Below are 21,629 nucleotides of genomic sequence, written 5' to 3'. Positions count from 1 at the left end.
TTGCGGCCACCCCGCCCCACACCGGCTCGGAAGCGGAGCCGATCATGTGGAGCAAGGCGCGGCACTCGCGCACAGCGGGCCTCGTTACCATGCGTGGACGCACAAACGACGACCACTGACACTTCGAGGACGGGCGAAACGCGTGGCCGAGGCGGCAGAAATCCAGGGGGCGGTTCCGGCTCCTGCCCGGCGCCGCTGGCTGCGGCGGGCAGTCGTCATGCTCGCCGGGACACCGGTCCTGGCCGCTCTGGTCTATGCCCCCGCCCCGCCGGCCCAGGCGGCCGAGTCGCCCGTGGACGTCCAGCTGAGCGAGGTGGCACCCAGCGCTCCGGTCAAGACCGACACGCTGACCATTTCGGGCACCGTGGTGAACAACGGCAACGAACCGATCAAGGGCGCACACGTCGGTCTGCGGGTCGGTCCCGTCGTCGGTGACCGCTCGGCGATCGACGACGTCGCGGACCGCAGTGGGTTCCGGCCCGGCACCGATCCGGCCGAGATCGACCCCGCCTTCGCCGTGAAGATCGACTCGCTGCCGTCCAAGGTCAGCCGGGAATTCACGATCAAGGTCCCGGTCAACAAGCTGGACCTGGGCAAGGACGGCGTGTACCAGCTCGGCGTCTCCGTGTCCGGGGAGACCTCCGGCCGCCCGTACGAGCAGGTCCTGGGCATTCAGCGGACCTTCCTCCCGTGGCAGCCCGAAGCCGCGGCCAAGCGCTCCAACCTCACGTACGCGTGGCCGTTGATCTCCACCACCCGTGTGACGGCGGAGACCGGCTCGGACGAGACACAGACCCCGGTCTTCATCGACGACTCCCTCGCGGCCGAGCTGGGACCCGCCGGCCGGCTCGGGCAGATGGTCTCGCTCGGCAAGGACCTCCCCATCACCTGGGTCATCGATCCCGACCTGCTCTACACGGTCGACGCGATGGCCAAGGGTTACCGGATCCGCAATCCCGATCCTGCCGGGAAGCCCGTCCAGGGCAAGAACAAGGCCGTCGCGGAGAAGTGGCTGAGCGATCTCGAAACCGCGGTGCAGGGCAAGAAGGTCGTCGCGCTGCCCTTCGCCGACCCCGACATCGCCTCCCTCGCCCACCACGGCAAGGACGTGTCCGGCACCCTGGGCCAGCTGAGGCCGGCCACCGACAAGGCGAAGCAGGCCGTCGAGACGGTCCTGCACGTCACCCCGTCCACCGACTTCTCCTGGCCCGTGGACGGTGCCATCGACCCCTCGATCGTCAATGTCGCCACCTCGGCCGGTGCGCACAACGTGCTCACCCGCAGCGACAGCCTCCAGGAGAACGGCTCCCTCGGCTACACGCCCTCGGCCGCCCGCCCCATCGGCGCGGGCACCACGGCCGTCGTCGCCGACGCCCAGCTCTCCACCGCCTTCCAGGGCGACATGCTCAGCGCCGGGAACTCCACGCTCGCCGTGCAGCGGTTCCTCGCCCACACCCTGGCCCTCAACCTCCAGAACACCGAAGAACAGCGCAGCTTCGTCGTCACCCCGCAGCGGATGCCGTCCGTCAGCCAGGTGGGAACGATGGCCGCGGCCCTGCGCGGGCTCCAGAACGGACGCTGGGCCCAGCCCTCCGACCTGGAGGCCGCCGCGGCCGCCAAGCCCGACCCGGGCGCGGCCACGCAGGTCCCGGGCGCCGGCCAGTACCCGGAGTCCCTGAGCAAGCAGGAGCTGCCGGTCTCGGCGTTCGAGAAGATCCGCACCACGCAGAACACCCTCGACCACTTCAAGGTCATCCTGGCGGCGCCGGAACGCGTGGAGATCCCCTTCGGGAACACCACCAACCGGGAGATGTCCACGTCCTGGCGGGGTCGCCCCGAGGAGGCCCGCGTGTACCGGGACCAGGTGCAGGAGTACCTGATCGGCCTGACCGAGAAGGTCAAGGTCATCCCCAAGTCGGACGCCACGCTGTCCGGACACAGCGCGACCATCCCGGTCAGTGTCCAGAACAGCCTGGTCCAGGACGTCCACAACCTGGTCCTGCGGGTGCGGTCGGCCAATCCCACCCGCCTGATGTTCGACGACAGCGGTGTCGCCGAGCAGGAGGTCACCGTCCAGGCCGACCACAGTCAGACGCTGAAGTTCACCGCCAACGCGACCGCGAGTGGTCCCGTGGAGGTCACCGCGCAGCTCTTCACCAAGCAGGGCGTTCCCTACGGCAAGGAGCGCAAGTTCACCGTCGAGGCGACCGAGGTCACCCCCACCGTGATGCTCGTCATCGCAGGTGGTGTGCTTCTCCTCGTACTGGCCGGCATCAAGATGTACGCCAGTCGCAAGCGCGTCGCGGCCCGTACCGCGGCCGAGGAGAGCACGCAGCCGAGTGACGAGTCCCCGGACACCGAACCGCAAAGCGCCGGCGGGTCCGGCGCGGGTGAGACAGTGGACCGTTGATGCGATGCCGTGGCCGGTCGGCCTGGGGACGATGAGGTGGGGTTTCGATGAACGCGCCGTACGACGGTGACCGCGCGCAGGGCACTGGTGGGCCGTCGCCCGCGCAGGGCGCTGCTCCGGGTACCCCGGTGCCCGGGCAGGTCCCTCCGCCCGCACCCGCGCCGGATCACGACCCGTATGTCCAGGATGCCTACGACTACGACCCGTACCGGTCCCAGGACCTGTCCGCACAGGACCCGGTCATCGAGGTCATGTACGACCGGGCCTCTCACCCCCCGCCGCCGCCGGGTACCTACCAGGAGGCAGGACCGCTCTACGCGGCCCCGCAGGCGCCCTCCCACGGCCCGGATCCGCGTGTCTGGGCCCAGACCCCGCCGCCCGAGCCGGACGGTCCGTCCCGCCACATGCCGTACGGGGACCACGCCACGACCACCCGCTTCGTCGGTGTGGACTCGCTCGTGACCGAGACCGCGGACGACCAGCCGGCACCCGACGCCTTCGCGCACCTCTACCGGGACCAGGAAGCCGCCCCGCGGACGGTCACCGAGGAGGCGCCCGTCGCCACCCCGGCACCGACCAAGCCCGCCGGGAAGGCCTCCGGCCTGCTCAAGTCCAGCGCGCTGATGGCCGCCGGCACGATCGTCTCCCGCATCACCGGCTTCCTGCGCACGCTCGTGATCGGCGGCGCCATCGGCGTCGTCACCCTGAACGACACCTACCAGGTCGCCAACACGCTGCCGACGATGATCTACGTCCTCGTCGGCGGCGGTGCGCTGAACGCCGTCTTCATCCCGCAGCTCGTCCGCGCGATGAAGAACGACGAGGACGGCGGGGAGGCGTACGCCAACCGGCTGCTGACCCTGGTCGTGGTCCTGCTGGGCGCGGTCACCGTCATCTGCGTGCTCGCGGCCCCGGTGTTCATCACGATGATGTCGCCGACGATCGCCGACAACCCGGACCGGATGGACGTCGCGGTCTCCTTCGCCCACTACTGCCTGCCCACCATGTTCTTCATGGGCGTGCACGTGGTCCTCGGTCAGATCCTCAACGCCCGCGGTCGGTTCGGCGCGATGATGTGGACGCCGGTCCTCAACAACGTCGTCGTCATCGCCACGTTCGGCGCCTTCATCTGGGCGTTCGGCGGGTTCACCTCCACCGGCATGAACGAAGCCGGCATCACCCCCGAGGGCGTGCGCCTGCTGGGGCTGGGCACCCTGCTCGGCCTCGTGGTCCAGTCCCTCGCGATGATTCCGTACCTGCGCGACGCCGGCTTCAGGCCGCGCCTGCGCTTCGACTGGAAGGGCCACGGTCTGGGCAAGGCCGCGGGCCTGGCCAAGTGGACGTTCTTCTTCGTCCTCGCCAACCAGATCGGTCTCGTCGTCGTCACCCAGCTCGCCACCTGGGCGGGCGAGGTCGCCGCCAAGCAGGGCCACGGCGGTACCGGCATCACCGGCTACAACTACGCGCTGCTGCTGTGGCAGATGCCCCAGGCCATCATCACCGTCTCGGTCATGACCGCGGTCCTGCCGCGCATCTCCCGTTCCGCCCACGACGGCGACGCCGCCGCGGTCCGCGACGACATCTCCTACGGTCTGCGCACCTCAGCCGTCGCGATCGTGCCCTGTGCCTTCGCGTTCCTCGCGCTCGGTGTCCCGATGGCCACGCTGCTCTACGCCGGCTCCGGCGCGGACGACGCCCAGAACATCGGCTTCATCCTCATGGCCTTCGGCCTGGGCCTGATCCCGTACTCCGTGCAGTACGTCGTCCTGCGTGGCTTCTACGCCTACGAGGACACCCGCACGCCCTTCTACAACACGGTCATCGTCGCCGCCGTGAACGCGGGCGTCTCCGTCATCGCCTTCCTGGTCCTCCCCGAGCGCTGGGCCGTCGTCGGCATGGCCGCCGCCTACGGCCTCGGCTACGCGGTCGGTGTCGGCGTGGCCTGGCGCCGACTGCGCACCCGGCTCGGCGGCGATCTCGACGGTGCCCACGTGATGCGCACCTACACCCGTCTCATCGGAGCCTGTGTCCCCGCGGCCGTCGTGGCGGGCGCCGTGGCGTACGGGGTCACCCAGTTGCTGGGGAACGGAGCCGGCGGTTCCCTCGCGGCGCTGGTCACCGGCTTCATCGCCCTGGCCGCCGTCTTCCTCGTCGCCGCGAAGCGGATGCGCGTCGAAGAGCTGAACTCGATGGTCGGAATGATCCGCGGACGTTTGGGTCGCTGATGCGCACAACCGTCGGGCCCCATCGCGTGTCGTGCATAGCGTCGGACTGTGGGCACAATTGGCATGGCTTCGCAGACTGGCCGACAGCGCGCAACGGATGGGGAGGCAGGGACGACGGTGGCGGAACGTAGTACAGCTGCCGTCGACGTGGCCGACAACGGCGGCGACGAGCCGTCGGCCGCAGAAGCGGCCAAGGCCACGGCCGACGGGGTGGACACGCAGAACGGACGAGCCGCGGACGGTTCCATGCCCGAAACGGATGGCGAACGCATCAACCCGGCCCCGGCCCCGGTGGCCGCTCCCGAACTCCACAGCGGTCACAAGCTCGCCAGACGCTACCGGCTGGAGGAGTGCGTCACCCGTCTGGACGGATTCAGCAGTTGGCGCGCGATGGACGAGAAGCTCCGCCGCGCGGTGGGCGTCCACCTGCTGCCCGCCGACCACCCCCGGGCGCGGGCCGTGCTGGCCGCCGCCCGCTCCTCCGCCCTGCTCGGTGACCCCCGGTTCGTCCAGGTCCTCGACGCCGTGGAGGAGAACGACCTGGTCTACGTCGTCCACGAGTGGCTGCCCGACGCCACCGAGCTGACCTCGATCCTCGCCCTGGGGCCGCTTGAGGCCCACGAGGCCTACCAGCTGGTCAGCCAGGTCTCCCAGGCCATGACGGCCGCGCACCGCGAGGGTCTGGCCCATCTGCGGCTGACGCCCAGCGCGATACTCCGCACCTCCTCGGGCCAGTACCGGATCCGCGGGCTGGCCGTGAACGCCGCCCTGCGCGGCATCACCAGCGACACCCCGCAGCAGGCCGACACCGAGGCCGTGGGCGCGCTCCTGTACGCCGCCCTCACCCAGCGCTGGCCGTACGAGAACGACGCGTACGGCCTCGCGGGCCTGCCCAAGGGCGTCGGCCTGATCGCTCCCGATCAGGTGCGCGCCGGCGTCCACCGGGGCCTCGGCGAACTCGCCATGCGGGCCCTCGCCAACGACGGGGCCACGGCCTCTCGCCAGGAGCCCGCCTTCACCACCCCGGAGGAGCTGGCCAAGGCGGTCGCGGCGATGCCCCGCATCCGGCCGCCGGAGCCCGCCTTCACGGCGCCGCCCGAGTACCAGCAGACCACCTACCAGCAGGGCAGCTACGGACGGCCCACGCCCATGGGCCTGCCGACCGTCCAGAGCCACTCCGTCACGCCCCCGCCGCCCCCGTTGCAGAGCCGCACCGGCCGCGCCCTCAAGTGGAGCGTCGCCGCCCTGCTGATCGTCGCGCTCGGTCTGGGCAGTTGGCAGCTCGCCGACACCCTCCTGGACCGCATCAACCGGGGCGGCAACAGCGGCGGCGAGACCAACACGCAGACGGACTCGACGGACGACACCCCGAAGAAGCCGGAACCCGGCAAACCACTGTCCATCTCGGACGCCCGCGTGATCGCCCCCGGCGGGGACGCGGTGAAGCCGGAGGACGCCGGCAAGACCGTCGACGGCGACCCCGATTCCGCCTGGATCACCCCCCGATACGTGGGCTCCGCCAACTTCGGCAACCTGGACAACCGCAAGAACGGCAGCGGCATCATCGTCGACCTGGGCAGCGTCCGGAACGTCACCGGTGTCGACCTGGACCTCTACGCGGCCGGCCAGCGGATCCAGGTCCGCGCCGCGGCCCCCGACGCCTCGTCGCCCGATTCGTTCTCCGACTTCACCCAGCCGGTCACCAAGCTGGAGAAGGCCGGGAAGAAGCTTCAGAGCACCCTGGAGAAGCCGGTCCGGGCCCGCTACCTGCTGGTCCACGTCACCGAACTTCCGCCCGAGAGTTCCGGCGACTACCGGGGCGGCATCAACGAGATCAAGATCCTCGGTACGACCTCCTGACCCCTCACCCCATGACGAAGCCGCCGCGCCGCACGGAACGCACCCCGTCGGCCGCGCGGCTTCCTCATGTGCCCCGAGGCCATGGCGCCGGCCTCTCCCGGCAGGCACCGGGACCCGTATCCGGCCGCTCGTCCCCCAGTGGCCCTCGTGCTCGACCCACGCAGGCCCTAATCTCCATCCCGGAAGGGAGCGAGGTGTGACGCACGAAGCAACGGCCGACGGCCACAGCGACCAGGAACTGCTGGCCCTGCACGTCGACGGGGACCCCGACGCCTTCGGCGAACTCGTACGCCGTCACCGCGACCGCTTGTGGGCCGTCGCCCTGCGCACCCTCGGTGACCGCGAGGAGGCGGCCGACGCCGTGCAGGACGCCCTGGTCTCCGCCTACCGGGCCGCCCACACGTTCCGGGGTGACTCGGCGGTCACGACCTGGCTGCACCGGATCACCGTGAACGCCTGCCTCGACCGCGCCCGCAAGGCGGCCACCCGCAAGACCTCCCCGCTCGACGACACGGAGCGGCTGGAGCGGCTCCTGGAGCCCCACGAGTCCGCGGAGGCCCCCGCGGAGCGCCAGGACCTCCATCGCGAGCTACTGGCCGCCCTCGGCACCCTCCCGGCCGATCAGAGGGCCGCGCTGGTCCTCGTCGACATGCAGGGATACCCCGTCGCCGAAGCCGCCCGCCTGCTCGACGTGCCGACCGGCACCGTGAAGAGCCGCTGTGCGCGGGGCCGGGCGAAACTCGTTCCGATGCTCACTCATCTGCGCACGAATGCCGGGGATAACACCGCCACCGAGCGGGGAAGGAACCGGACGCCGGGCCCATCCGTCCCACCAGCGGCAGACCCCCGGCATCCAGACCCAGACGCAGTGAAGGGCGGAGGTGGACGTCCGTGAGCCCCACAACCGGCACGATCCGGCACCCGGACGTCTCGGAGATCTCCGACCTGACCGAAGGGCTGCTCTCGCCGTCGCGCGCCGTCGAGGTACGCCGGCACCTCGACACGTGTGCCCTGTGCGCCGATGTGCGTGCCTCCCTTGAGGAAATCCGCGCCCTGCTCGGCACCCTTCCCGGCCCCGCCCGGATGCCGTCCGACGTCGCGGGCCGGATCGACGCCGCTCTCGCCGCCGAAGCGCTGCTCGGGTCCACCGCGCACCACGCCGAGCCCCGGCCCGCTCAGGCGCCCGACAGCGACAGCGATGTTTCACGTGAAACATCGCCCTCCCGAGTCCCCGGATCCGAGGCCCGCCGACCCGGTGGTCACCCGACCGGCCCAACCGGCCCCGGGCGTCGCCGCGCCCGCCGCCGGATCGCGGTCATCGCCGGGCTGGCCGGAGCGGCGGCCTGCGCTCTCGGAATCCTCCTCGTCAACGGGCTCGACGGCACGCGTCCCCAGAGCACCGCCGGTCGCAGCGACGCGGCGACCTCGACCAGCAGGCCCGACGAGGGCACCTACACGGCGCAGGGGCTCCAGGAGAGCGTCCGGCAACTGCTCGCCTCGGGGAAGCAAGACCCGGGCGTGCAGGGGGAGAAGAACAACACGTACGGAATGGAGAACGCTCCTCCTTCCGGGGTGGCGCCCTCCGACCGGCGGGCCGCGCCGGTCCCCCCGTGCGTGCGGGCCGCCACCGGCCGGCCGGACACCCCGATCGCCACCGAACGCGGCACCTACCGGGGCACCGACGTGTACCTAGTCGTCCTTCCGCACCCCGGTGACCCCGCCAGGGCGGACGCCTATCTGGTCGACGCCGGCTGTGGTGGTGAAACCGCTCCGGCAGCCCCGGAGAAGCCCCTCCTGACCAGGACCTACCCGCGGACCTGACACGTTCGGGACGGCACGGGGAAAAGTGGGGAATGCGCGCGCCGTAGGATCCGTTGGGTGGGGTGAAGGTCCGCACCGGCCCCCGGTAGGCAGCACGCAGTCCGCAGAGACGAGGAAAGAACCCGTGAGCGACGTACGAAACGTGATCATCATCGGCTCCGGGCCGGCCGGTTACACGGCCGCCCTGTACACCGCACGCGCTTCGCTCAACCCCTTGGTCTTCGAGGGCGCCGTCACCGCCGGCGGTGCGCTCATGAACACCACCGAGGTCGAGAACTTCCCCGGCTTCCAGGACGGCATCATGGGTCCTGACCTCATGGACAACATGCGCGGTCAGGCCGAGCGCTTCGGCGCCGAACTCGTGCCCGACGACGTCGTGGCCGTGGACCTCACCGGCGACATCAAGACCGTCACCGACACCGCCGGCACCGTCCACCGTGCCAAGGCCGTCATCGTCACCACCGGTTCCCAGCACCGCAAGCTCGGCCTGCCGAACGAGGACACCCTGTCCGGCCGCGGTGTCTCCTGGTGCGCCACCTGTGACGGGTTCTTCTTCAAGGACCAGGACATCGCCGTCGTCGGCGGCGGCGACACCGCGATGGAGGAGGCGACCTTCCTCTCCCGGTTCGCCAAGAGCGTCACCATCGTCCACCGTCGCGACAGCCTGCGCGCCTCCAAGACCATGCAGGACCGCGCCTTCGCCGACCCGAAGGTCAAGTTCGCCTGGGACAGCGAGGTCGCCGAGATCCACGGCGAGCAGAAGCTCTCCGGTCTCACCCTGCGCAACACCAAGACCGGTGAGACCTCCGAGCTGCCCGTGACCGGCCTCTTCATCGCCGTCGGCCACGACCCGCGTACCGAGCTGTTCACGGGGCAGTTGGACCTGGACGACGAGGGCTACCTCAAGGTCGCCGCGCCGTCCACGCGCACCAACCTCACCGGTGTCTTCGGCGCCGGCGACGTCGTGGACCACACCTACCGTCAGGCGATCACCGCCGCCGGCACCGGCTGCTCGGCCGCCCTCGACGCGGAGCGCTTCCTCGCCGCGGTGGCGGACGCCGAGAAGGCCCACGCGGCCGTCTGATCCAGCACCACCCCACACCCCGCACACCCCGCAGAAGGAAATAAGGAGGCCGCTGTGGCCGGCACCCTCAAGACCGTGACCGACGCCAGCTTCGATCAGGACGTCTTGGCCAGTGACAAGCCCGTCCTGGTGGACTTCTGGGCCGAATGGTGCGGCCCGTGCCGCCAGATCGCCCCGTCCCTGGAGGCCATCGCGGCCGAGTACGGCGACGAGATCGAGATCGTCAAGCTGAACATCGACCAGAACCCGGACACCGCCGCCAAGTACGGCGTCATGTCCATCCCGACCCTGAACGTCTACCAGGGCGGCGAGGTCGTCAAGACCATCGTCGGTGCCAAGCCGAAGGCCGCCATCCTGCGCGACCTCGATGGTTTCGTCACCATCAAGCCCGTCGGCTGATCCACCGCTTGTTTCACGTGAAACGGGGCCGCCCCTGAAGGGGGCGGCCCCGTTCGCATACCCGGTTCACTTCGCATGCCCGCTTCACAACGGGCGCAGCGCCGGCTCCTTGCGCGCACGGGCTCCGCCCAACAGCCGGTCCAGCGCCAACTCCACGTCTTCCTTCCACGACAGCGTCGAGCGCAGCTCCAGCCGCAACCTCGGGTGCGCCGGGTGCGGCCGTACCGTCTTGAAGCCCACCGACAGCAGATGGTCCGCCGGCAGCAGACAGGCCGGACGTTCCCAGCGTGCGTCCCCGAATGCCTCGATCGCCCGGAAGCCCCGCCGCAGCAGGTCTTTCGCGACCGTCTGGACCATGACCCGCCCCAGGCCCTGGCCCTGGTATCCGGGCATGATCCACGCCGTGATCAACTGCACCGCGTCCGGAGACACCGGGCTGGTGGGGAACGAAGCAGCACGCGGCACGTACGCCGGTGGTGCGTAGAGCACGAAGCCCACCGGCACCTCGTCGACGTAGACCACTCGGCCGCACGAGCCCCACTCCAGCAGGACGGCGGAGATCCACGCCTCCTTCTCCAGCTCCGGAGTACCCGCCTTCACGGCGGCCTCACCGGTGACCGGATCGAGCTCCCAGAACACGCAGGCGCGGCAACGTCGGGGCAGATCCTGGAGGTTGTCCAGCGTGAGCGGCACCAACCGACGACCCATACACGCATCGTATCCGCTGCGACAAAGGGGCGGGTCGTACCGGACACCCGGCACGACCCGCCCCTCGGCTCCACTGTCGAAGCCCTGCGTCTACTCCCCGGAGAGACCCTGGTCGAGCACCCGACCCTCGCCCGGTGCGAGGGTCCCCAGAATCCGCTCCAGATCCTCCATCGAGGCGAACTCGACGGTGATCTTGCCCTTCTTCTGGCCCAGGTCCACCTTCACCCGGGTCTCGAACCTGTCCGACAGCCGCGTCGCCAACTCACTCAGCGCCGGCGCCACCCGGGCTCCGGCCCGAGGACCCTTCGGCTTCACACCGCTCGACGGCTCCGAGCCCATCAGCGTCACGATCTCCTCGACCGCGCGCACCGACAGCCCCTCGGCGACGATCCGGTGCGCCAGCTTGTCCTGGACCTCGGAGTCCTCCACGGACAGGAGGGCCCGCGCGTGCCCGGCGGACAGGACACCCGCCGCGACCCGACGCTGCACCGAGGCGGAAAGCCTCAGCAGTCGCAGCGTGTTCGACACCTGCGGACGCGAACGCCCGATCCGGTCGGCCAGCTGGTCGTGCGTGCAGTTGAAGTCCTTGAGCAGTTGGTCGTACGCGGCCGCCTCCTCCAGGGGATTGAGCTGCGCCCGGTGCAGGTTCTCCAGGAGCGCGTCCAGAAGCAGCTTCTCGTCGTCCGTGGCCCGGATGATCGCCGGGATGGAGTCCAGTCCGGCCTCCCGGCACGCACGCCAACGCCGCTCGCCCATGATCAGCTCATAGCGACCCGGCGCGGACTGCCGCACCACCACCGGCTGGAGCAGGCCCACCTCCTGGATGGAGGTCACGAGCTCCGCCAACGCGTCCTCGTCGAACACATCACGCGGCTGCCGCGGGTTCGGCACGATCGCGTCCATCGGAAGCTCCGCGAACGTCGCCCCGGCCACCTCGTTGGCCGTCGGCGCCGCCTGCTCCGGCACCCGCACCGACGTGGCCGCCTCCGATGTTTCACGTGAAACATCGGCTTGCGCCAGCGCCGCGAGCTTCGCCGCCGCGATACCGCGTTCGGACGTCAACACCTGCCCGGCCGCCTGAGGCGTCGAGCCGTCCCCGGCCGCCGGTGTCCTCTCCTGCGGAGCTGCGGGAATCAGCGCGCCGAGCCCCCGTCCCAGCCCCCTACGTCGCTCACTCACTGGATCCCCTCCGCCATGCTCTGCGTGCTGTTCGTGCCCGCGCCCAGATGGGCGTGCTGGGCGTCGTAATGGATTCCGGCCCCCCGCAGCGCGATCTCCCGCGCGGCTTCCAGGTAGGAAAGGGCTCCGCTGGAGCCCGGGTCGTACGTGAGAACCGTCTGCCCGTAGCTCGGCGCCTCGGAGATGCGCACCGAGCGCGGGATGCTGGTCCTCAGCACCTCCTTGCCGAAGTGCGTGCGCACCTCGTCCGCCACCTGCGAGGCCAGCCGTGTCCTGCCGTCGTACATGGTCAGCAGGATCGTCGACACGTGCAGCGTCGGGTTCAGGTGGGCCCGCACCAGATCGACGTTGCGCAGCAGCTGCCCCAGACCCTCCAGGGCGTAGTACTCGCACTGGATCGGGATCAGTACCTCGGCGCCCGCGACCATGGCGTTCACCGTCAGCAGCCCCAGTGAGGGCGGGCAGTCGATCAGGATGTAGTCCAGCGGCTGCTCGTACGCCTGGATCGCCCGCTGGAGCCGGCTCTCGCGGGCGACCAGAGACACCAACTCGATCTCGGCACCCGCCAGGTCGATCGTCGCCGGGGCACAGAACAGGCCCTCCACGTCCACCACCGGCTGGACGACCTCCAGCAGGGGCCGGCTGTCCACGAGCACGTCGTAGATGGACGGCACGTCCGCGTGATGGTCGATGCCCAGGGCCGTGGAGGCGTTGCCCTGCGGGTCGAGGTCGATCACCAGCACCCGCGCACCGTGCAGGGCCAGCGAGGCCGCCAGATTGACGGTCGTCGTGGTCTTGCCCACGCCGCCCTTCTGGTTCGCCACCACCATGACCCGCGTCTGCGCGGGTCGAGGAAGGCGTTCACCCGCACGGCCCAGCGCGTCGACCGCGATCTGGGCGGCTCGACCGATGGGTGTGTCTTCGTTGTCCACTAGGGGCGGAGGCGATGTTTCACGTGAAACATCCTCGCCCGGCGATTCAGAGCGGGGACCAGGGACCGGATCGGCCATCGGCCCCGCGAGGTTGGCGTCGGACCGCACGGTGTCACTCTCCTCGACATCAGGCTCGCGATGAACAGAGCCTGCCATGTCACCGGGGCCGCGAACCAGCGGGGCCCGAACTCCTGTGGATGAATCCACCGATGTGGACAACTCCGTCCCCCCTGCGGCCTTGCGTTCGCGGGGGGACGCAGCCGCACGACCGCGGCTGATGATTCCGTGCAGCAGAGAGCGACGTTTCACGTGAAACACGATGCCCGGACGGAGTCGCAAGCTCCCTCCGACACTCCGGCGCCCCTGCCGATAGGCCCCAACACGCCTGAAATCCCCGCAGAACACTCGGGGATTTCAGCGGTCGGTGGTACTCGGCGTCCGTCAGCGGCGGCGGCGCGTACGACTCGTCCGGGCGGCCTTGGCCCGTTTGGCCGCGAACCTCACCCCGCCGGGGCTCTCGCCCACCTCGACCCGCACCACCGTGGACAGGGGGTCCACGACGCCCTCGCCCACGTGCAGAACCGAGGTCTTCACCACACCGAGCTTCGCCAGCGCGACCTTCGCCGCCACCAGCTCCTCCTCGGCGGTGTCACCCTTGAGCGCCAGCATCTCTCCGTACGGGCGCAGCAGGGGAACACCCCAGCCGGCCAGCCGGTCGAGCGGGGCCACCGCGCGCGCCGTCACCACGTGCACGGGCTGCACCTTGCCGAGGACCTCCTCGGCCCGGCCGCGCACCACGGTGACGTGGTCGAGACCCAGCAGCTCCACGGCTTCCTGGAGGAAGTTCGTCCGACGCAGCAGCGGTTCCAGCAACGTGATCTTCAGATCCCGGCGCACCAGCGCCAGGGGGATTCCGGGGAGACCGGCGCCGGAGCCCACATCGCACACGGTGACGCCTTCGGGCACGACCTCGGAGAGGACCGCGCAGTTCAACAGGTGCCGCTCCCACAACCTGGGCACCTCACGGGGGCCGATCAGACCGCGCTGGACCCCCGCGTCCGCCAGCAGCTCCGCGTACCGCACGGCTTCCGGGAAAAACTCGCCGAATACCGCACGCGCCTCTTCGGGCGCCGGGGGAAGCTCAGCTGCCTCCGTCACGGGGACCGTCCTTCCGTACAGAACTCACTCTTCGAACAACGGGCACTGCCAGGCTTACAAACATCGGCCCCGCCTGCGACACAGACGGGGCCGACCTCACGCTCTTCCGGTCAGGCCGGAAGCACAACGACGAAGCGCTGCGGCTCCTCGCCCTCGGACTCGCTCTTCAGACCGGCGGCCGCCACGGCGTCGTGAACGACCTTGCGCTCGAAGGGGGTCATGGGAGCCAGCTTCAGCGGCTCACCGGACGCCTTCACGTCCGCCGCGGCCTGGGCGCCGATCACGGCCAGTTCCTCGCGCTTCTTGGCGCGGAACCCGGCGATGTCCAGCATCAGCCGGCTGCGGTCCCCGGTCTCGCGGTGCACGGCGAGGCGGGTCAGTTCCTGCAGGGCCTCCAGGACCTCACCGTCGCGGCCCACGAGCTTCTGCAGGTCGCGAGCCGAGTCGCTGACGATCGACACCGCGGCGCGGTCCGCCTCGACGTCCATGTCGATGTCGCCGTCCAGGTCGGCGATGTCCAGCAGGCCCTCAAGGTAGTCGGCCGCGATCTCGCCCTCCTGCTCGAGGCGGGTGAGGGTGTCGCCGCCCTCAGCGGCGGCGGTGGTGGTGCCTTCCGTCACGGGAGGGGCTCCTTCTACTTCTTGGAGGGCTTGCTGGGGGGCGTCTGACGCTTCGACTTCGTCTGCCGCTTGGGCTGCTGCCGCTTGGTCGCGACACCGCCGCTCGCCGCGTCCTCATCGGCCGTGGCCTCAGAACTCTTGATCACGGAGCCGTCCGCCTGCGCGGCCATGCCCTGCTTCGTCAGCGCGGTGATGAACTTGCGCTCGTTGTCGTTGCGGTCCGGGCCCTTGGCCACGATCGCGGCGACGATCTTCTTCTTGCCGCGGCCCTTGATGGTGCCGTGCGTGGTGACGTGCTTGACCAGGCGGGTCAGGTACTGGTCCTGGGCCTTGCTTCCCGGCGTCGGGTTCTGGTTGATCACGTACATCTGCTGGCCCATGGTCCACAGGTTCGTGGTCAGCCAGTAGACGAGGACACCGACGGGGAAGTTGATGCCCATGACGGCGAAGATCACCGGGAAGATGTACATCAGCATCTTCTGCTGCTGCATGAACGGCGTCTTGACCGAGAGGTCGACGTTCTTCTGCATCAGCTGGCGCTGCGTGTAGAACTGCGACAGCGACATCATCACGATCATGACCGCGGTCACGACGCGGACGCTGGTCACCGAGGCGTCCAGGCTGGCGATCTTCTCGGCGCTGTCCGTGAACTTCGCGGCGAGCGGGGCTCCGAAGATGTGTGCCTTCTGGGCGCTCACCAGCAGCGACTCGTTGATGTAGCCGATCGGCTTGCCGTTGGCGATGTTCGCGAGCACGTGGTAGAGCGCGAAGAAGAACGGCGACTGCGCGAGGATCGGAAGGCACGAGGAGAGCGGGTTGGTACCCGTCTCCTTGTACAGCTTCATCATCTCTTCGGACTGACGCTGCTTGTCGTTCTTGTAGCGCTCCTGGATCGCCTTCATCTTCGGCTGGAGCGCCTGCATGCCACGCGTCGACTTGATCTGCTTCACGAAGAGCGGGATCAGGCAGATACGAATCAAGATCACCAGGGACACGATGGACAGGCCCCAGGCCCATCCACTGTCGGCGCCGAAGATCGCGCCGTACACCGTGTGGAACTGGACGATGATCCATGACACGGGTGTGGTGATAAAGCTGAACAGACTGGCAATCGTGTCCACTAATCAGGCTCCTTGAGCATTGCGAGATCTACGCAACGCACTGCGCAGCTGCTCGTGCCAACGCGGGCGTTTCCGGGGTGGGACATGATCCACACCACCCGGGGACCACGGATTGCACCGCAGGATCCGCCAGGCGGTCAGAACCGTCCCCTTCACCGCACCATGCCGGTCGATGGCCGTGAACCCGTAGTGCGAGCACGAGGGGTAGTAACGGCACACCGGCCCGAGCAGCGGACTGATCGTCCACTGGTACAGCTTGATCAAAGCGAGCAGCGGGTACTTCATCGAGCCGCGCCTCCCAGTAGCCGCTGCATGGCGGCATCCAGGTCACGGGCCAGCTCGTCGAGGCCGGCGTCACCCGAACCGGGCAAGGCCCGCACCACCACCAGGCTACCGGCGGGGAGCTGGGGGAGCCGTTCGCGGACAAGATGGCGCAAACGGCGCTTGACCCGGTTACGTACGACAGCGTTGCCGACAGCCTTGCTGACGACGAAACCCGCACGCGTCGAGGGATCGATCTCCCCCGGCTCGTGCGGGTCCGTTGCACCGCTGGTACGTAGGTGTACGACGAGAAGCGGGCGTCCTGCCCGCCGGCCCCGTCGTACCGCGCTCGCGAAGTCCTCGCGCCGCCTCAGCCGATTTTCGGGAGACAGCACGACGTCACGACCTGCGTGTGGGTTACGCGGAAAGGGCGGCGCGGCCCTTGCCGCGGCGGTTCGCGAGAATCGCGCGGCCGGCACGGGTACGCATCCGCAGGCGGAAGCCGTGGGTCTTGGCACGACGGCGGTTGTTCGGCTGGAAGGTGCGCTTGCTCACTCGGGGGCTCCAGAGAATGAATCGTTGTGGCGGGACATCGCCTGGCTGTCACCGTGCGCCCACGAAGGAGATGAAACTCGCGTGTTCGCCCGAGTGGCACCGCTACATGATCACTGTGTGTGATCTTCGCCCATCGGTAGGCAGGCGGCAGCAGCCATCGACAACTCGACCTCGTCACGGTACGCGCGGCTACGCCATCCGGTCAAACCGAGCCTCGGTGGCCCCACACTGTGCACAGGCTGTGGACAACGACTTGAACCCTACCCACCGGCCTGACTACCGTTGACTGATCCCGGATTTTTTGTCCCGACCGTCCCCAAGAACCACACATTCGTGGGACCGGGACCTGTGAGAGAGCGTGCTCTGTGGCTGACGTACCTGCCGATCTTGCCGCAGTGTGGCCACGCGTGCTCGAGAAGCTCCTCGGAGAGGGGCAGCAAGGTATCGAGCCGAAGGACAAGCAGTGGGTCGAACGCTGCCAGCCCCTCGCGCTCGTCGCCGACACCGCCTTGCTGGCCGTCCCCAACGAATGGGGCAAGCGGGTTCTCGAAGGCCGCCTCGCGCCGCTCATCAGTGACGCGCTCAGTCGCGAGTGCGGGCGCCCGATCCGCATCGCGATCACGGTGGACGACTCCGCCGGCGAGCCGGCGCCCACCCCCTCCTCGCAGCAGCGCGAGTCCTACGAACCGTACGGCGGCCAGCGCTCCGGCGGCCACACCGGTCACACGGGTCACAACGGTCCCGGGGGTCACACCGGTCCCGGCGACGACCAGTTGCCGACCGCCCGGCCCGCCTACCCGGACTACCAGCAGCAGCGCCCCGAGCCCGGCGCCTGGCCCCGCGGCGGTCAACAGGAAGACTACGGCTGGCAGCAGCCCCGTCTCGGCGGCTTCCCCGAACGCGATCCGTACGCCTCCCCCCAGCCCGGCTACCTCCAGCAGTCCGAGCCCTCGGGGTACGACCAGGGCGGCTACGAGCAACAGAAGTACGAGCAGTCCTCGTACGAGCAGCAGGACTCGCACCAGCAGCACGGGTACGAACGCCAGCAGTACGAGCAGCCCCAGCAGCGCCAGATCCCCAACCGGCCGGCGCCCTCGGCCCCGTCCGGCGGCTCCACTTCGGGGCCGCTGGAGCCGACCGCCCGGCTGAACCCCAAGTACCTCTTCGACACCTTCGTCATCGGCGCCTCCAACCGCTTCGCGCACGCCGCCGCGGTGGCCGTCGCCGAGGCGCCGGCGAAGGCGTACAACCCCCTCTTCATCTACGGGGAGTCGGGGCTCGGCAAGACGCACCTGCTGCACGCCATCGGGCATTACGCGCGGAGCCTCTATCCCGGCACCCGGGTGCGCTACGTGAGCTCCGAGGAGTTCACGAACGAGTTCATCAACTCCATCCGCGACGGCAAGGGCGACGCCTTCCGCAAGCGCTACCGCGAGATGGACATCCTGCTGGTCGACGACATCCAGTTCCTCGCGAGCAAGGAGTCGACGCAGGAGGAGTTCTTCCACACCTTCAATACGCTCCACAACGCCAACAAGCAGATCGTGCTGTCCTCCGACCGGCCGCCCAAGCAGCTGGTCACCCTGGAGGACCGGCTGCGCAACCGCTTCGAGTGGGGCCTGATCACCGACGTCCAGCCGCCCGAGCTGGAGACCCGCATCGCGATCCTGCGCAAGAAGGCCGTGCAGGAGCAGCTCAACGCCCCGCCGGAGGTACTGGAGTTCATCGCCTCCCGCATCTCGCGCAACATCCGCGAGTTGGAGGGGGCGCTGATCCGGGTCACGGCGTTCGCCAGCCTCAATCGGCAGCCGGTGGACCTGGGTCTGACGGAGGACGTCCTCAAGAACCTGATCCCGGGCGGAGAGGACAGCGCGCCCGAGATCACCGCCTCCGACATCATGGCCGCCACCGCGGACTACTTCGGGCTCACCGTCGACGACCTCTGCGGCTCCTCGCGCAGCCGGGTCCTGGTCACCGCCCGACAGATCGCCATGTACCTCTGCCGGGAGCTCACCGACCTCTCTCTCCCCAAGATCGGGGCGCAGTTCGGCGGCCGTGACCACACCACCGTCATGCACGCGGACCGCAAGATCCGCGCCCTGATGGCGGAACGACGCTCCATCTACAACCAGGTCACGGAGCTCACCAACCGCATCAAGAACGCCTGACGCCGGCTCTCCGGAGCCGTGCGCGGGCCCCACGAAGGTCCCGTGAGGGCCCCTCAAACCCGTTTACAGGGCGCTCCCGGACCACGGCGGGGGCGCCCTTCTTCGTCCGCGCGCCCCTGCGCTGTTCGAATACGCCCCCAACGGAGCGCGTCATCCACAGATTGGCCGACTTTCTTCCGTCCACAGCCTGGGGACGGGTTCCGTCACCCACAATCTGTCCACAGGAGTGCAGGTTGAGGGCTCATCAGCCCAGCTCAGCCGCCTGTGGAATTGTGAGCAAGGGCCATCCACAGCCTGTGGACAAAAAAAGTATCCACAGCCTCGTCCACCTCTCTGTCCACCGCCGACCCACAGGTTCCCGCATCCTGTGCACAGGCGTGGATGACTTCTCCACACCGTTGTCCACTGTTCGGCAACCAGGAGCCCCCTGTCACCGTCCGGAGTGAAAGCGGTCACACGGAAGTCGACGTTTGGCCTGTGGAGTACTGGGGAAAAGCTGGGGACGCACCTGTGGAGTAGTGAGGGTCATCTGGGGACGGCCTGTGCAGAACTTTCCGTTCTCCACAGAGACACCGTGTTGTCCACCGGTGTCGCCCACAGGGTGTGGGGATAAAAAACGCGGGTTGACCTGCGAGAACGGGCTTATCCACCGTTTCCACAGGCCCTACTACTACCCCCATAGAGAGTTAGCTCGGATTCGGTTTTCAAGCAGGTCCTGTGCACAACTCGGAGGACACCCGCCCCGACACCTCGCTTCCGACTTGACCGCCGGCAGCAACGAGTGTCGGCGCCGTACGTCAGACTGGTCCCCGGCATCGAGGCCTCGGTCCGTCGGGACAGCGAGCCATCGAGCCGATGACGAAGGCCGGCAGACGAGCGAGCAACAGCAGGAGGCGGTTCCGGTGAAGATCCGGGTGGAACGCGACGTACTCGCGGAGGCGGTGGCTTGGGCGGCCCGCAGCCTCCCGGCCCGGCCGCCGGTACCCGTTCTCGCGGGCCTGCTGCTGAAGGCCGAGGAGGGCACCCTGTCGCTCTCCGGCTTCGACTACGAGGTCTCGGCCCGCGTCTCCGTCGAGGCGGACGTCGAGGAGGACGGCACCGTCCTGGTCTCCGGCCGGCTGCTCGCCGACATCTGCCGGGCCCTGCCCAACCGCCCGGTGGAGATTTCCACAGACGGTGTACGGGCGACCGTGGTCTGTGGCTCCTCGCGATTCACACTCCACACCCTGCCTGTGGAGGAGTACCCGGCACTGCCGCAGATGCCGACCGCGACCGGCACCGTGCCCGGCGAGGTCTTCGCCTCCGCCGCGGCCCAGGTCGCCATCGCCGCCGGCCGTGACGACACGCTGCCCGTGCTGACCGGTGTCCGTATCGAGATCGAGGGCGACCGCGTCACCCTGGCCTCCACCGACCGCTACCGCTTCGCGGTCCGCGAGTTCCTCTGGAAGCCGGAGAACCCGGACGCCTCGGCCGTGGCCCTGGTGCCCGCCAAGACGCTCCTGGACACCGCCAAGTCCCTGACCAGCGGCGACACCGTCACCCTGGCCCTTTCGGGATCCGGCGCCGGCGAGGGCCTCATCGGCTTCGAGGGCGCGGGCCGCCGCACCACCACCCGGCTGCTCGAAGGCGACCTCCCGAAGTACCGCACGCTCTTCCCGACGGAGTTCAACTCCATCGCGGTGATCGAGACGGCGCCCTTCGTCGAGGCCGTCAAGCGCGTGGCCCTGGTCGCCGAGCGCAACACCCCGGTCCGCCTCAGCTTCGAGCAGGGCGTGCTGATCCTGGAGGCCGGTTCCTCCGACGACGCACAGGCTGTGGAGCGCGTCGACGCCAAGCTCGACGGCGACGACATCTCGATCGCCTTCAACCCGACCTTCCTGCTGGACGGTCTGAGCGCGATCGACTCGCCCGTCGCGCAGCTCAGCTTCACCACGTCGACCAAGCCGGCGCTGCTCAGCGGCCGCCCGGCGATCGACGCGGAGGCCGACGAGGCCTACAAGTACCTGATCATGCCGGTGCGCCTGTCCGGTTGAGTTCGTCCCGTCGGGCCCGGCCTCGCCACCGCGAGGCCGGGCCCGACGGCGTCCGGCGCACGTTCGGGGCGTCCGTGGCGCCCCGGGGCGCGGCCCGGCGTAGGCTCGGATCCCGGGGCGGACCCCGGTACTCCAGGGCCCCCGGCACAGACGGCCACAACGCTTAAGGAACCACCTGATGGAGCTTGGTCTCGTCGGTCTCGGCAAGATGGGCGGCAACATGCGCGAGCGCATCCGCCGCGCAGGCCACACCGTCATCGGATACGACCGCAACCCTGACCTCGCCGATGTCCACAGCCTGCGGGAACTCGTGGACAGCCTGCAGGCCCCCCGCGTGGTGTGGGTGATGGTCCCGGCAGGCGCGGCGACGCAGTCCACCATCGACGAGCTCGGCGAGCTGCTCTCGCCCGGCGACGTCGTCGTGGACGGCGGCAACTCCCGCTGGACCGACGACGAGAAGCACGCCGAGGAGCTGAAGGCCAAGGGCATCGGCTTCGTCGACTGCGGTGTCTCCGGCGGCGTGTGGGGCCTGGCGAACGGCTACGCGCTGATGTACGGCGGCGACAAGGACCACGTCGCCGCGGTCCAGCCGGTGTTCGACGCCCTCAAGCCCGAGGGCGACTTCGGCTCCGTGCACGCGGGCAAGGTCGGCGCCGGCCACTTCGCGAAGATGGTCCACAACGGCATCGAGTACGCCATGATGCAGGCCTACGCCGAGGGCTGGGAGCTGCTGGAGGCAGTGGACTCGGTCACCGACGTCCGCGAGGTGTTCCGGTCCTGGCAGGAAGGAACGGTCATCCGTTCCTGGCTGCTGGACCTCGCCGTGAACGCGCTGGACGAGGACGAGCACCTGCAGCAGCTGCGCGGCTTCGCGGCGGACTCGGGCGAGGGCCGCTGGACGGTCGAGGCGGCCATCGACAACGCCGTGCCGCTGCCCGCGATCACCGCGTCGCTGTTCGCCCGCTTCGCGTCCCGCCAGGACGACTCCCCGCAGATGAAGATGATCGCCGCGCTGCGCAACCAGTTCGGCGGCCACGCGGTCGAGAAGGTCTAGTCGGGAAGGCCCGGCGGCCCGGTGCGGCCGTGCCACCGGGC

The 21,629-nt window shown here is 69.3% G+C and carries 18 protein-coding genes and 2 pseudogenes; 11 read left to right on the top strand and 9 right to left on the bottom strand.

Translation table 11 applies throughout. The features are described 5' to 3' along the window. Positions 1–142: 142 nt before the first annotated feature. The 7 genes from OHA84_RS18615 (at position 143) to trxA (ending at position 9,799) form a co-directional block, all read left to right on the top strand. Positions 143–2,410 (top strand): DUF6049 family protein, encoded by a 2,268-nt coding sequence (locus OHA84_RS18615; protein ID WP_266948609.1) that lies wholly within the window; start codon positions 143–145, stop codon positions 2,408–2,410. 47 nt (positions 2,411–2,457) lie between these two features. Next, positions 2,458–4,635, top strand: a complete 2,178-nt coding sequence (gene murJ / locus OHA84_RS18610) for a murein biosynthesis integral membrane protein MurJ (protein WP_266970681.1) — start codon at positions 2,458–2,460, stop codon at positions 4,633–4,635. Between the two features lie 117 nt (positions 4,636–4,752). Next, positions 4,753–6,495 (top strand): protein kinase family protein, encoded by a 1,743-nt coding sequence (locus tag OHA84_RS18605; protein ID WP_266948606.1) that lies wholly within the window; start codon positions 4,753–4,755, stop codon positions 6,493–6,495. Positions 6,496–6,691: 196 nt separating this feature from the next. Further along, entirely contained in the window at positions 6,692–7,390 is a 699-nt protein-coding gene (sigM, locus tag OHA84_RS18600) for an RNA polymerase sigma factor SigM (RefSeq protein WP_266970683.1), read from the top strand. Beyond that, positions 7,387–8,316 carry an anti-sigma factor gene (locus OHA84_RS18595; RefSeq protein ID WP_266970685.1) on the top strand — a complete coding sequence of 310 codons (930 nt, stop codon included), beginning with the start codon at positions 7,387–7,389 and terminating at the stop codon, positions 8,314–8,316. The genes sigM and OHA84_RS18595 overlap by 4 nt, the downstream gene beginning before the upstream one ends. Positions 8,317–8,440: 124 nt before the next feature. Further along, positions 8,441–9,400 carry a thioredoxin-disulfide reductase gene (gene trxB / locus OHA84_RS18590; protein WP_266970687.1) on the top strand — a complete coding sequence of 320 codons (960 nt, stop codon included), beginning with the start codon at positions 8,441–8,443 and terminating at the stop codon, positions 9,398–9,400. A gap of 54 nt (positions 9,401–9,454) precedes the next feature. Further along, a complete protein-coding gene (gene trxA, locus OHA84_RS18585; protein WP_053683941.1) occupies positions 9,455–9,799 on the top strand; it encodes a thioredoxin in 345 nt (114 codons plus the stop codon). An 84-nt stretch (positions 9,800–9,883) separates the two neighbouring features. Here trxA and OHA84_RS18580 read toward each other — a convergent pair whose 3' ends face one another. The 9 genes from OHA84_RS18580 to rpmH form a co-directional block, all read right to left on the bottom strand. Continuing rightward, on the bottom strand, positions 9,884–10,507 hold the full coding sequence (locus OHA84_RS18580; protein WP_053683939.1) for a GNAT family N-acetyltransferase: 624 nt from the start codon (positions 10,505–10,507) through the stop codon (positions 9,884–9,886). 90 nt (positions 10,508–10,597) lie between these two features. After that, complete coding sequence (locus OHA84_RS18575) at positions 10,598–11,686, bottom strand: ParB/RepB/Spo0J family partition protein (protein ID WP_266970690.1); 1,089 nt, start codon at positions 11,684–11,686, stop codon at positions 10,598–10,600. Beyond that, complete coding sequence (locus tag OHA84_RS18570) at positions 11,683–12,774, bottom strand: ParA family protein (protein WP_078999678.1); 1,092 nt, start codon at positions 12,772–12,774, stop codon at positions 11,683–11,685. The genes OHA84_RS18575 and OHA84_RS18570 overlap by 4 nt, the downstream gene beginning before the upstream one ends. Before the next feature lie 285 nt (positions 12,775–13,059). Then, the gene (gene rsmG / locus OHA84_RS18565) at positions 13,060–13,776 is read right to left on the bottom strand and encodes a 16S rRNA (guanine(527)-N(7))-methyltransferase RsmG (RefSeq protein ID WP_053683935.1); all 717 of its coding nucleotides are present in this window, start codon (positions 13,774–13,776) and stop codon (positions 13,060–13,062) included. A gap of 110 nt (positions 13,777–13,886) precedes the next feature. Then, positions 13,887–14,396, bottom strand: coding sequence for a R3H domain-containing nucleic acid-binding protein (locus OHA84_RS18560; protein ID WP_053683933.1), 510 nt, complete (start codon positions 14,394–14,396; stop codon positions 13,887–13,889). A gap of 14 nt (positions 14,397–14,410) precedes the next feature. Next, positions 14,411–15,517, bottom strand: a complete 1,107-nt coding sequence (yidC, locus tag OHA84_RS18555; RefSeq protein WP_053683931.1) for a membrane protein insertase YidC — start codon at positions 15,515–15,517, stop codon at positions 14,411–14,413. Positions 15,518–15,520: 3 nt separating this feature from the next. Next, positions 15,521–15,802, bottom strand: a complete 282-nt coding sequence (gene yidD / locus OHA84_RS18550) for a membrane protein insertion efficiency factor YidD (protein ID WP_078950077.1) — start codon at positions 15,800–15,802, stop codon at positions 15,521–15,523. Further along, complete coding sequence (gene rnpA / locus OHA84_RS18545) at positions 15,799–16,173, bottom strand: ribonuclease P protein component (protein ID WP_078999676.1); 375 nt, start codon at positions 16,171–16,173, stop codon at positions 15,799–15,801. Before rnpA ends, yidD begins: the two co-directional genes overlap by 4 nt. Positions 16,174–16,195: 22 nt before the next feature. Beyond that, positions 16,196–16,333 carry a 50S ribosomal protein L34 gene (gene rpmH / locus OHA84_RS18540; RefSeq protein ID WP_008741645.1) on the bottom strand — a complete coding sequence of 46 codons (138 nt, stop codon included), beginning with the start codon at positions 16,331–16,333 and terminating at the stop codon, positions 16,196–16,198. Between the two features lie 365 nt (positions 16,334–16,698). On the opposite strand from rpmH, the pseudogene dnaA (OHA84_RS18535) reads away from it, so the two are divergent. The 4 genes and pseudogenes from dnaA (OHA84_RS18535) to gnd all read left to right on the top strand — a co-directional run. Continuing rightward, positions 16,699–16,987: pseudogene (gene dnaA, locus OHA84_RS18535) on the top strand (chromosomal replication initiator protein DnaA); the annotation flags it as partial. Positions 16,988–17,091: 104 nt separating this feature from the next. After that, positions 17,092–18,501: pseudogene (gene dnaA / locus OHA84_RS18530) on the top strand (chromosomal replication initiator protein DnaA); the annotation flags it as partial. A gap of 902 nt (positions 18,502–19,403) precedes the next feature. Then, the gene (dnaN, locus tag OHA84_RS18525) at positions 19,404–20,534 is read left to right on the top strand and encodes a DNA polymerase III subunit beta (protein ID WP_053683927.1); all 1,131 of its coding nucleotides are present in this window, start codon (positions 19,404–19,406) and stop codon (positions 20,532–20,534) included. A gap of 178 nt (positions 20,535–20,712) precedes the next feature. After that, positions 20,713–21,588: a phosphogluconate dehydrogenase (NAD(+)-dependent, decarboxylating) gene (gnd, locus tag OHA84_RS18520; RefSeq protein ID WP_053683925.1), complete on the top strand. Its 876-nt coding sequence runs from the start codon at positions 20,713–20,715 to the stop codon at positions 21,586–21,588. Positions 21,589–21,629 lie beyond the last annotated feature (41 nt).

Origin of the sequence: Streptomyces sp. NBC_00513 (genome assembly GCF_041431415.1) — a bacterium.
Lineage (GTDB): Bacteria > Actinomycetota > Actinomycetes > Streptomycetales > Streptomycetaceae > Streptomyces.
This window is presented reverse-complemented; position numbering and strand designations above follow the sequence as displayed.